General features: G+C 73.7%; 9 protein-coding genes. 6 read left to right on the top strand and 3 right to left on the bottom strand.

Annotated elements, in window-relative coordinates; genetic code table 11:
- The first annotated feature begins 524 nt into the window (after positions 1 to 524).
- Genes E1212_RS28225 through E1212_RS28235 form a run of 3 tightly spaced genes read left to right on the top strand, consistent with a single transcriptional unit; the run spans position 525 to position 5,197 of the window.
- Positions 525 to 1,484 (top strand): AAA family ATPase, encoded by a 960-nt coding sequence (locus E1212_RS28225; protein WP_131988750.1) that lies wholly within the window; start codon positions 525 to 527, stop codon positions 1,482 to 1,484.
- A gap of 6 nt (positions 1,485 to 1,490) precedes the next feature.
- On the top strand, positions 1,491 to 2,828 hold the full coding sequence (locus E1212_RS30900; protein ID WP_131988733.1) for a DUF58 domain-containing protein: 1,338 nt from the start codon (positions 1,491 to 1,493) through the stop codon (positions 2,826 to 2,828).
- Positions 2,828 to 5,197, top strand: a complete 2,370-nt coding sequence (locus tag E1212_RS28235) for a transglutaminase TgpA family protein (RefSeq protein ID WP_131988736.1) — start codon at positions 2,828 to 2,830, stop codon at positions 5,195 to 5,197. Before E1212_RS30900 ends, E1212_RS28235 begins: the two co-directional genes overlap by 1 nt.
- Positions 5,198 to 5,383: 186 nt before the next feature.
- Here the strand turns inward: E1212_RS28235 and E1212_RS28240 are convergent, their stop codons facing one another.
- From E1212_RS28240 to mgrA, 3 genes are all read right to left on the bottom strand, one after another.
- Positions 5,384 to 5,812 (bottom strand): DUF3040 domain-containing protein, encoded by a 429-nt coding sequence (locus E1212_RS28240; protein WP_131988738.1) that lies wholly within the window; start codon positions 5,810 to 5,812, stop codon positions 5,384 to 5,386.
- Between the two features lie 132 nt (positions 5,813 to 5,944).
- The gene (locus E1212_RS28245; RefSeq protein ID WP_131988740.1) at positions 5,945 to 6,724 is read right to left on the bottom strand and encodes a methyltransferase domain-containing protein; all 780 of its coding nucleotides are present in this window, start codon (positions 6,722 to 6,724) and stop codon (positions 5,945 to 5,947) included.
- Positions 6,725 to 6,728: 4 nt separating this feature from the next.
- Entirely contained in the window at positions 6,729 to 7,790 is a 1,062-nt protein-coding gene (gene mgrA / locus E1212_RS28250; RefSeq protein ID WP_131988742.1) for an L-glyceraldehyde 3-phosphate reductase, read from the bottom strand.
- A gap of 18 nt (positions 7,791 to 7,808) precedes the next feature.
- Between mgrA and E1212_RS28255 the strand changes: the two genes are divergently transcribed.
- From E1212_RS28255 to E1212_RS28265, 3 genes are all read left to right on the top strand, one after another.
- On the top strand, positions 7,809 to 8,636 hold the full coding sequence (locus tag E1212_RS28255) for a spermidine synthase (protein ID WP_131988744.1): 828 nt from the start codon (positions 7,809 to 7,811) through the stop codon (positions 8,634 to 8,636).
- Positions 8,633 to 9,823, top strand: coding sequence for an N-methyl-L-tryptophan oxidase (solA, locus tag E1212_RS28260; RefSeq protein WP_131988746.1), 1,191 nt, complete (start codon positions 8,633 to 8,635; stop codon positions 9,821 to 9,823). Before E1212_RS28255 ends, solA begins: the two co-directional genes overlap by 4 nt.
- A gap of 98 nt (positions 9,824 to 9,921) precedes the next feature.
- Complete coding sequence (locus E1212_RS28265; RefSeq protein WP_131988748.1) at positions 9,922 to 10,599, top strand: DUF998 domain-containing protein; 678 nt, start codon at positions 9,922 to 9,924, stop codon at positions 10,597 to 10,599.
- The last annotated feature ends 36 nt before the right edge of the window (positions 10,600 to 10,635 follow it).

Raw genomic sequence — 10,635 nt, forward strand, 5'->3', positions numbered from 1 at the left:
GCCCCACTCGGGGCGCCCGTCGACGACGGCGCCACCCAGCGGCCAGGCGTGGGGCGGGACGGCTTCGTCGCAGGCCAGAGCCGATGAGCGACGACGGCGGCAGCCGCCGGCGGGCGGTGGTGGAGCGTGGTGGAGGGCGACGGGGAGCGCGCGGAGGGCCGGCGCCGCGATGCCCCGCGGGCGCCGTACGCGACGGAATGCTGTCGCCGTCACCCCTGGTCGGCGGGGTGCTTCAGCCGGGTGGGCGCGCGGGTGGAGGACAGTGGGGAACCGCCTGTCAGGGGTGAATGTCCGGTTCGGATGGATGCGCCTGCATAGGGACTCGACATAGGCTCTGCGGGTAGGGGTCAAAGCCAGGGCCGATCGGAACCTCTGCGACCACTCACACGTCGCACACTGCAAGACTGGAAGCGGGAGTTCCGCGATCGGCCGAGGCACGTACGCCGACGAGGTCGGGGATCGAAGGAGGAAACGTGCCTGAGCCGTTCAACCCGGGCCGTCACCAACCACGGCCGAGCGAACCGGTGTCGGAGCTGGCGCTGTCCGATCTCGCCGACACCGCGGCGCGCATCCAGTCGGCCATAGGCTCGGTGGTCGAGGGCAAGCCCGAGGTCATCAAGCTGGCGCTCACGGTGCTCCTGGCCGAGGGGCACATCCTCATCGAGGACGTCCCCGGCGTCGGCAAGACCATGCTGGCCAAGTCGGTCGCCCGGGCCATCGACTGCTCGGTGCGCCGAATCCAGTTCACTCCCGACCTCATGCCCAGCGACGTCACCGGCGTCTCGGTCTTCAACCAGTCGACCCGCGAGTTCGAGTTCAAGCCCGGCGGCGTGTTCGCGAACATCGTCGTCGGCGACGAGATCAACCGCGCCTCGCCGAAGACGCAGTCAGCCCTGCTCGAGTGCATGGAGGAGCGGCAGGTCACCGTCGACGGCACCACCTACCAGCTCGAGGCGCCGTTCATGGTGGTCGCCACCCAGAACCCCATCGAGATGGAGGGCACCTACCCCCTCCCCGAGGCGCAGCGCGACCGGTTCATGATGCGGCTGTCCATGGGCTACCCGTCGCCCCAGGCCGAGATCGAGATGATCGACACGCACGGCTCCACGAGCGCGCTCGACCCGCTCGAGCCGGTCACCGACGCCGCCCACGTGCACAAGCTGGTCCGGCTGGTCCGCGGCGTGTACGTCGCCGACCCCATCAAGGAGTACGCGGTCGCCCTCACCAGCGCCACGCGCACCTCGCCCGACCTCCGGCTGGGCGCGTCGCCGCGCGCCACGCTGCACCTCATCCGCGCCGCCAAGGCGTGGGCCGGCCTCGAGGGCCGCGAGTACGTGCTGCCCGACGACATCCAGGCGCTCGCCGCGCCGGTGCTCGGCCACCGGCTGCTGCCCACGGCCGAGGCGCAGATCGGCCGGCGCGACGCCGCCGGCATCGTCGCCGACCTGGTGCAGCGCATCCCGCAGCCCGAACCGGCACGGTAACCGCACATGAACGACGCGCTGTCCGGCCTGACCCGGCGCGGCTGGGCCTTCCTGGCCGTGGGCGGCGGCGCCATCGTGGCCGCCGTGCTGGCCGGTCAGCGCGACGTGCTCCGAGTCGGCCTTCTGCTCGCCGTCGTCCCCGCCATCAGTCTCGTCGTGGCGCTGCGCAGCCGGGTCCGGCTGGCCGCGTCGCGCTCCATCGAGCCGCCGCGGGTCTCCGTCGGCGAGCGGGCGACGGTGCACCTGCGGCTGGCCAACTCCGCCCGCATCCCCACCGGCGTGCTGCTGGTCGAGGACAGCATCCCGTTCACGCTCGGCGCCCGGCCGCGGTTCGTCCTCGACCACGTGTGGTCGCGGTTCCGCCGTGACGTCACCTACGCCATCGACCCCGTCGTGCGCGGGCGGTACAAGGTCGGGCCGCTGACGGTCCGGGTCACCGACCCGTTCGGCATGGTCGAGCTCAAGCGCGCGTTCAGCGACGTCGGCACGCTCATCGTCACGCCCACGGTGCACAAGCTGCCGCCCGTCCGGCTGGTCGGCGAGTGGAGCGGCAGCGGCGACAGCCGGCCGCGCGCCATCGCCGCCGCCGGTGAAGAGGACGCCACCATCAGGGCCTACCGCATCGGCGACGACATGCGCCGCGTGCACTGGCGGGCCACCGCGCACCACGGCGAGCTCATGGTCCGGCGCGAGGAACAGCCCTGGCAGAGCCGCGCCACCATCCTGCTCGACACCCGCACCGCCGGGCACACCGGCGAGGGCATCGACTCCTCGCTCGAGTGGAGCGTCACCGCCGCGGCCTCCATGGGCGTGCACCTGGCCGAGCGCGGCTACGCCGTCCGGCTCGTCACCGACCACGGCAGCTCGGTCTCCACCAACTGGCACGACCCCGCCAGCGGCCCCGGCGATGCCAAGGTGTCGCTGCTCGACGCGCTCGCCGTCGTCCAGCCGCAGCGCGACGCCTCCGTCGGGCGCTGGCCCGACCTCCTCAGCGGCGCCGAGGCCGCCACCGGATTGCTGGTCGGCGTGTTCGGCCGGCTCAGCGAGCACGAGGCGCGGGTGGTCGCCAGCCTGCGGCAGGGCTCCACGGCCGCGCTCGCCATCGTCCTCGACGTCATGAGCTGGACCTCGCTGGGCGAGAACAGCCGCGAGCAGGTCCGGCTCACCGGGGCCGTCCAGGTGCTGCGCAGCGCCGGCTGGAACGTCATCGTCGCCAAGCGCGGCGAGCACCTCGCCACGCTGTGGGAGCGGCTCGGCCTGCAGCGCCCCGCCGTCACGGCCCCCGTCGTCGAGCCGGCCGGTGCCGGCGCCGCCACCGCCGCGAGCGGACGAGAGGTGCGTTGATGTCGTCGTTGAGCGCGCACGGCCGCCTGACCATCATCGCGGCCCTGGCCGCGTGGCTGTCGGTGCTGCCGCTGTTCGCCATCACCATCACCGACGACTGGATCGTGCCGGCCGGCATCGCCGTCGCGCTGGTCGCCGGCACCGGCTTCGTGCTGCGCAAGCTCGGCGTGCCGTCGCTGCTGGTGCCGGTCGCGCAGCTGGCCGTCGTGGTGCTGTGGCTCGGCGTTCTGGTGGCCAACGACGTCGCGCTGCTCGGCTTCATCCCGACCACTGACTGGGCCGCCCGCCTCGTCGACGTGTTCCAAGAGGGCACCGACGTCACCACCATGTACATCGCCCCCGTCCCGGTCCCGCGCGGCATCCTCATGCTCGTGGTCGGCGGAGCCGGCATCGTGGCGGTGCTGGTCGACGCGCTGGCCGTCTGGCTGCGCCGGGTCCCGATGACCGGGTTCCCGCTGGCCGCCTGCTACACCGTCGCGGCGTCCGTGCTCACCACCAACGCCCTCGACTGGTGGTGGTTCCTGCCGCCGGCGGCCGGGTTCCTCGCCCTGCTGGTCTCCGAGGGGCGCACCCGGGTCGCGTCGTGGGGCCGCTCGGCCAGCCCGTCGGCACGGCGCAGCGGCATCCCCGAGACCGACTCGCTGGCCCGCAACGGCCGCCGGGTCGGCGCCGTCGCGCTCATCGTGGCGGTCGCGGTGCCCGGCATGGCGCCGGTCCTCACCGAGGGACTGCTCGGCCCCGGCCGCGGCGGGGGCGGGGGTGGCGGGCAGACCATCCGTACCGACAACCCCATCGTCGACCTGCAGCGCAACCTGCAGCGCCGCGAGAACGTCGAGGTGCTGCAGTACACCTCGTCCGCCGATGAGCCCGCCTACATCCGCATCGTCACCCTCGACGTGTTCGACGGCGAGGAGTGGAAGACCTCCGACCGGCCGGTGCCCGACTCCGTCGGCGACGGACTGCCGTGGCCCCAGGGCCTCGACGACGGCGAGTACCCGGTGGTCGACTACGACATCCGGGTCACCGACGACTTCAGCTCCAGCTGGCTGCCGCTCCCCTACCCCACGCAGCGCATCGACATCGACGGCGACTGGCGCTTCCACGGCCCCACCCTCGATGTGGTGGCCGACGGCGACGACGTGCGCGCCCGGCGCTACAGCGCGCAGAGCCTCGCCGTGAACCCCAGCATCGAGCAGCTGCGCGGCGCCGGCTCGCCCAGCGACGACGTCGACCCCATGCTCGAGCTGCCCGACGACCTCCCGCCGGTGGTCACCGAGGTGGCCGACGAGATCGTCGCCGACGCCGGCGCCGCCGACGACTTCAGCCGGGCCGCCGCCCTCCAAGAGTGGTTCCGCGGCCCCGGCGGCGGCTTCACCTACGACATCGAGTCCCAGCCCGGCCACTCGGCCACGGCGCTCGAGGACTTCCTCGACGACCGCCGCGGCTACTGCGAGCAGTTCGCAGCCACCATGGCGATCATGGCCCGTTACCTGGGCATCCCGGCGCGCGTCGCCGTCGGCTTCACCCCCGGCGACTACCAGGGCAGCCGCACCTGGATGGTCCGCTCGCACGACTCCCACGCCTGGCCCGAGCTGTACTTCCAGGGCTCCGGCTGGATCCGGTTCGAGCCCACCCCGGCGTCGGTCACCGGGCCGGCGCCGGACTGGACGCTCATCCCCGATGACGACCCCGAGTCCCCGAACGCCAACCCCACCGCGCCGGTGCCGACGTCGTCGGCCACCGCGCCGGCCATCCCCCGCGACGACCAGCTCGGCGGCGGCGCCACCGGCGGCGGCCAGGAGCCTCCGTCGCAGTGGCCGCTGGTGATCGTCGGGGCGCTGGCGCTGGTGGCGTTCTTCCTCACCCCGACGGCGGCCGCCCGCATCGGCCGCGAGCTGCGGTGGCGGCGCGCCGGCGACGACCCCGCCGCGTCGGCCGAGGCCGCGTGGGCCGACCTGCGCGAGGGCGCCCGCGACGCCGGCATCGCATGGGATCCCGCCGCCACGCCGCGGGTCACCGGCCGGCGGGTCGCCGAGGCTGCGTCCCTCGACGCCGACGAGCGCGAGGTGCTCGACCACCTGGTCGGCGCGGTGGAACAGGCCCGCTACGCCCGCCGGCCCGCCCCCGTCGAGTCGCTGCGCGCCGACACCGACCTCGTCCTGCGGCCCGTCGCCGGGTCTGCCTCGTTCGCCCGGCGCGTGCAGGCGTTCCTGCTGCCGACCCGGCTGCGCGACTCCGCCGACGAGGCCAACCGCACGCTCATCGACGCCTTCGACTGGATCGACCTCACCGGCGAGAAGCTGCGCGCCGCCACGTCGTCGGCCGCACTCCGGCGCCGGGTCTCCACACCCCGCCCGCCGGCCGAGTAGACCAGTTGCGACCAGGCCGGACGCGACCGGCGTCCGCGTGAGGGATCTCTCACGCCGCGGGTCCGGACCACCGGGCTGGCGGCGCTACTCGACGTCGGCAGACTGCTACTCGACGTCGGCAGGCCCGGGAAGCGACGAGAGCGCCACCCCCATCACCGGGGCGACGCTCGCGTGTGAACCAGAGGTCTACTGGCCGTAACCCCGCTCGCGGCGGTTGCGCCACCGCTGCTCCATGCGCTCCATGAACGAGCCGTTGTTGCGCGGGCCCTTGGGGCGGCGCTGCCGGCGGGGCGAACCGGGGCTGATGTCGGGGACGTCACCCGCGGCGGCCGTGCCGTCGGTGGGCGGGACGCGTCGCCACGAGGTGACCGCGTAGAACGCCGACGCGAGCATCACGACGAAACCCGCCACGCCCAGCGCGATCACCTGCGTCACCGCGCCGGTCATGAGCATCACGACGCCGACGAGGAAGACCAGGCCGGCCAGTACCGCACGCCGCCGGTACCGCCGCCGAAGATCCGCGCCACGCATCGCGGTGGCGAACTTCGGATCCTCGGCGAGCAGCGCCTGCTCCATCTGCTCGAGCAGCCGCTGCTCATGATCGGAGAGTGGCACCGTTCCCCTCCAATGAACACGGAAACCTATGGGCACCTGCTGTAAGGACCAGCATATGCGGCCGACGCCGGGAGAGAAAGCCAGGTGCTCGGCCGAACCGGAACGGTCTTCGAGTACCCGCTGCCGCCCTGCTCACACCTCCGCCACGCCGTTCACCGCCTCGGCCGCCACGGCGGGTCGCAGCGCCAGCACGTGTAGGGCGGCGGCCACGGGCCGGAACGCCGGGTGCGCCACGACGGCCGCCTCCAGCTCGGCGAGGGCGGCCACTTCCGCCGGATCGTCGACGGCGCTGCCGGGGACGAGGTCGGTGAGGACCCGGACGCCGTGCACCCCGGCGACCTCGAGCCCGGCCCCCGCCAGCAGCGCCCTGACGCCGTCCTCGTCGAACCGGCGCGGCAGCGGGTCGGAGTCGCCCCACCGTCCGTCCGGGTCGTCGAGCAGCCGCCGCGCGTCGCCCAGGTGACCGGCCAGCGCCTTGGCCAGCACGGCCGCGTAGCGCTGGGCGACGACGACGCTGGCGACGCCGCCCGGGCGCAGGCAGCCCGCGAGCCCGGCGACCGCGCCGGGGACGTCGTCGACGACCTCCAGGACCCCGTGGCACACCACGACGTCGACGTCGTCGGCGAGCGCGGCCAGCCCGGCCGCGTCGCCCTGCACGCCCGTGACCTGGTCGGCGACGCCCGCCTCGGCGGCCCGGCGCGCCAACGTGGCCAGCGCGTTCGGGCTCGGGTCGACGACGGTGACGCGGTGGCCGATGCGGGCCAGCGGCACGGCGAACACGCCGCTCCCGCCGCCGAGGTCGACGATGTCGAGCACCCGGCGGCCGGTCGACGTGGTCAGCGCGGCCAGGGCCTCGTAGAGCTGGGCCCAGACCGCCTCGGTGCGCGGGTTGCGCCGCACGCGCTCGTTCATCTGCTCACGCGTCGCTCGACCGGGCCCAGATGTTCAGGCCGGACTCGACCGCGGACTTGTCGATCTCGGCGAGCTCGTCGTCGCTGAAGTCGAGCCGGTCGAGGGCGCCCAGGCTGTCGTCGAGCTGCGCCACCGTCCGGGCGCCGACGAGCACCGACGTCACCCGCTCGTCGCGCAGCGCCCACGACAGCGCCAGCTGCGCGAGCGTCTGGCCGCGCGACTCGGCGACACGGGCCAGCGCGTTCAGCCGCGCCACGACGTCGTCGGTGACCAGTGACGGCGAGAACGAGCCGCCCCGGGCCGCCCGCGAGTCCTCGGGCACGCCGCCGAGGTACTTGTCGGTCAGCAGCCCCTGCGCCAGCGGCGAGAAGGCGATGATGCCCAGGCCCTCGGCTTCGCAGGCGTCGGTCAGGCCGGCCTCGATCCAGCGGTTGAACATCGAGTAGGACGGCTGGTGGATGGCCAGCGGCGTCCCCAGCTCGCGCATGATGGCCGCCGCCTCGCGCGTCCGCTCCGGCGAGTAGGACGAGATGCCCGCGTACAGCGCCCGTCCGGACCGCACCGCGGTGTCGAGGGCGCCCATCGTCTCCTCGAGCGGCGTGTCGGGATCGAACCGGTGCGAGTAGAAGATGTCGACGTAGTCGAGGCCCATGCGGTCCAGCGACGCGTCGAGGCTGGCCAGCAGGTACTTGCGCGACCCCCACTCGCCGTACGGGCCGGGCCACATGTCGTAGCCGGCCTTCGTCGAGATGATCAGCTCGTCGCGGTACGGCCGGAAGTCCTCGGCGAAGATGCGGCCGAAGTTCTTCTCCGCCGACCCGGGCGGCGGGCCGTAGTTGTTGGCCAGGTCGAAGTGCGTGACGCCGCGGTCGAAGGCGGTGCGCAGGATGGCCCGCTGCGTGGCCAGCGGCGACTCGTCACCGAAGTTCTGCCACAGCCCCAGCGAGACGGCGGGCAGCTTCAGGCCGGTGCGGCCGCTGCGGCGGTAGGGGGTGTCGATGTAGCGCGCCTCGTCGGCCCGGTACGGCGCGCCGACGTGGAGGTTCTTTTGCGGACGGTCAGCCATGCTGCGAACCTATCGTTCGTGCCTGCGTCCCGTGGCAGCGACCGCCCCCGTCCCGACCGGTTCGCCGGCGCGCACGACATCGAGTCCGGGACGGCGGAGCTGATCGCGGACCGCACCGACCCGGGCGGTTGGTCGATCATCGTCAACGGCGTGCCCAGCTCCTACGTCCACCTCGGCGACCCGACCCGGCTCGACTTCGAGTACATGCAGTGGATGGGTCACGTCCTCGACGCGGCCGCGCCGCCGGGGTCGGCGCTGCCCACCGTGCACATCGGAGGTGCCGGCTGCACGCTGGCGCTGTACGTGGCGGCGACGCGGCCCGGATCGCCGCAGACGGTGTTCGAGATCGACGCCGCGCTGGTCACCCTGATGCGGCAGGCGTTCGGGCTGCGGTCGGTGCGCGGGCTGCGGCTGAAGGCCATGGACGGGCTGGCGGGGCTGGCTTCGCTGCCCGCCGGCCACTCCGCCGTCGTCGTCCGCGATGCGTTCGACGGCGCGCTGGTGCCGCCACACCTGGTGACCACCGGGTTCTACGCCGAGGCGGCGCGGGTCCTCGTCGCCGGCGGCCTGTACGTCGGCAACGTCGCCGACACCGCGCAGGTCCGCGAGGCGCGGATCGAGGCGGCGAGCGCGCTCGAGGTGTTCGCGCACGTCGCGCTGATCGCGGAGCCCGGACAGTTGCGCGGCCGCCGCTACGGCAACGTCGTGCTGCTGGCCTCGCAGGCGCCGCTGCCCGAGGACGCGCTGGTCCGCAAGCTCGCGAGCGGCGCCGTCCGAGCCCGTTACGTCGACCCGGCGCGGGTGAAGGAGCTGGTGGCCGGGGTGAAACCGCGGAGGTCGCAGTGAAGACATCGTACGAGCACGTCGTCATCGGGGCCGGCGCTCTCGGCTCGGCCGCCGCGTACCGGCTGGCGGCGGCCGGGCACCGCGACGTGCTGGTGCTGGAGCAGTACGAGCTCGGGCACGGGCGGGGCGCCTCGGAGGATCACTCGCGCATCATCCGGCACGCCTACCACTCCCCCGTCTACACCGCGCTGACGCCGTCGGCCTACGAGACCTGGGCCGAGATCGAGGCGCTGACCGGGCTGGGGCTGGTGCTCCGGACCGGCGGGCTGGACCTCGCCGTGGCCGGCACGCCGGGCGCGGTCGAGCTGGATGCGTACGAGGCGTCCCTGCGGCCGCTGGCGTCGTCCGGGGTGACGTGGTCGCGGCTGTCGGGCGCCGAGGTGCGGGAGCGGTGGCCGCAGTGGCGGGTGGGCGACGACGTGGTGGGCCTGTTCCAGCCCGACGGCGGCATCCTCGACATCCGCCGGGCGACGGCGGCGCACATCGCGCTCGCCCGCGGCCTGGGCGTCGAGTTCGCGCCGTCGACGACGGTGGCGTCCCTGGCGTCGTCCTCGACGTCGGTCCGTGTCACGCTCGAGTCGGGCGCGATCGTCGACGCCGGCTCCGTCGTCCTGTGCGCCGCGTCGTGGACGCCGTCGCTGCTGGCACCCCTGGGGGTCGATCTGGGGATCCGGCTCAGCCAGGAACAGGTCAGCTACTTCGCGACGCCGCACCTGCGGGCGTTCGCGCCGGACCGGTTCCCGATGTGGATCTGGCACGGCGAGGAGTTCTTCTACGGCTTCCCCGTCTACGGCGAGGTCGCCGTCAAGGCGGCGCGCGACCTCTCCGGCCGCTACGTCACGCAGTCGACGCGCACGACGGAGCCGGATCCCGCGGAGACGTCGCTGGTGCTCGACTTCCTGCGCGAGCGGCTGCCGGACGCCGCCGGGCCCGAACTGCTCACGAAGACCTGCGTGTACGACCTGCCGCCGGACCGCGAGTTCATCATCGACCACGTCCCCGGCCACCCGCGCATCGTCACCGCCGTCGGCGGCGGCCACGCCGGCAAGTTCGCCTCGCTCATCGGCCGCATCCTCGCCGACCTCGCGACCTCCGGGTCGACGCCGTACCCGATCGACGCCTTCCGCGCCGACAGACCCGCGATCGCCGACCCGTCCTTCGTCCCCATCCACCGGCTGCGCGGGTGACGCCATCACCGACAACTTTCTTTGCCCTTGACAGTTTTTCTTTTCGGTGGAAGTGTAGGGCTCAGCCGGGCACCCCACGCTTCGAAAGGACCGGGACCATGACCGCCGTCGCCGCCACTCCCGTCACCGCCGTCTCCGCCGTACCCGCCGCCCGCTCGACCCGGCGGCTGCTCGCCGCGGGCGTCGTCGCCGGCCCGCTCTACGTGGCGACGGTCGTCGCCCAGTTCTTCGTCCGCGACGGTTACGACCCGACCCGGCACCCGGCGAGCGTGCTGGCCAACGGCGACTACGGCTGGGTGCAGATCACGAACTTCCTGGTGGCGGCCACCCTGACGATGGCCGCCGCGGCCGGGCTGCGGCAGACTGGGCTCGCCGGCGTGTGGACCCCGCGCCTGGTCGGCGTCTTCGGGCTCTCCCTCATCGGCGCCGCGGTGTTCGTCGCCGACCCGGTCGAGGGCTTCCCCGCCGGCACGACGGCGGCGGAGGTCGCGATCACCTGGCACGGGACCGCGCACCTGGCCGCCGGCGCCATCGGCTTCACCTGCCTCACCATCGCCTGCTTCGCCCTGGCCCGCCGGCTGCGCCGGTCCGGCGCCCGCGGAGCCGCGCGCTACTCCACCGCCAGCGGCGCCCTGATCATCGCCGGCTTCATGGCGATCTCCGGCAGCGGCGGTGCCAGCTGGGGTGTGCTCGCCTTCACGGCCGGCATCCTGGCCGGCTGGGCCTGGCTTGCCACGACGTGCGCCCGCCTCGCCCGGGTAACACTCACCTGCTGACCCGGGATGCAAGGCGGCGGCCGCGGGGATGATCCC

The organism is Jiangella ureilytica, from assembly GCF_004348545.1.
Classification (GTDB): domain Bacteria; phylum Actinomycetota; class Actinomycetes; order Jiangellales; family Jiangellaceae; genus Jiangella; species Jiangella ureilytica.

What these genes read in the sequence shown, in the direction of transcription:
- E1212_RS30900 (WP_131988733.1), top strand. Translation starts at nt 1,491, where the DNA reads ATGAACGACGCGCTGTCCGGCCTGACCCGGCGCGGCTGGGCCTTCCTG.
- E1212_RS28235 (WP_131988736.1), top strand. Translation starts at nt 2,828, where the DNA reads ATGTCGTCGTTGAGCGCGCACGGCCGCCTGACCATCATCGCGGCCCTG.
- E1212_RS28245 (WP_131988740.1), bottom strand. Translation starts at nt 6,724, where the DNA reads ATGAACGAGCGCGTGCGGCGCAACCCGCGCACCGAGGCGGTCTGGGCC.
- mgrA (WP_131988742.1), bottom strand. Translation starts at nt 7,790, where the DNA reads ATGGCTGACCGTCCGCAAAAGAACCTCCACGTCGGCGCGCCGTACCGG.
- E1212_RS28265 (WP_131988748.1), top strand. Translation starts at nt 9,922, where the DNA reads ATGACCGCCGTCGCCGCCACTCCCGTCACCGCCGTCTCCGCCGTACCC.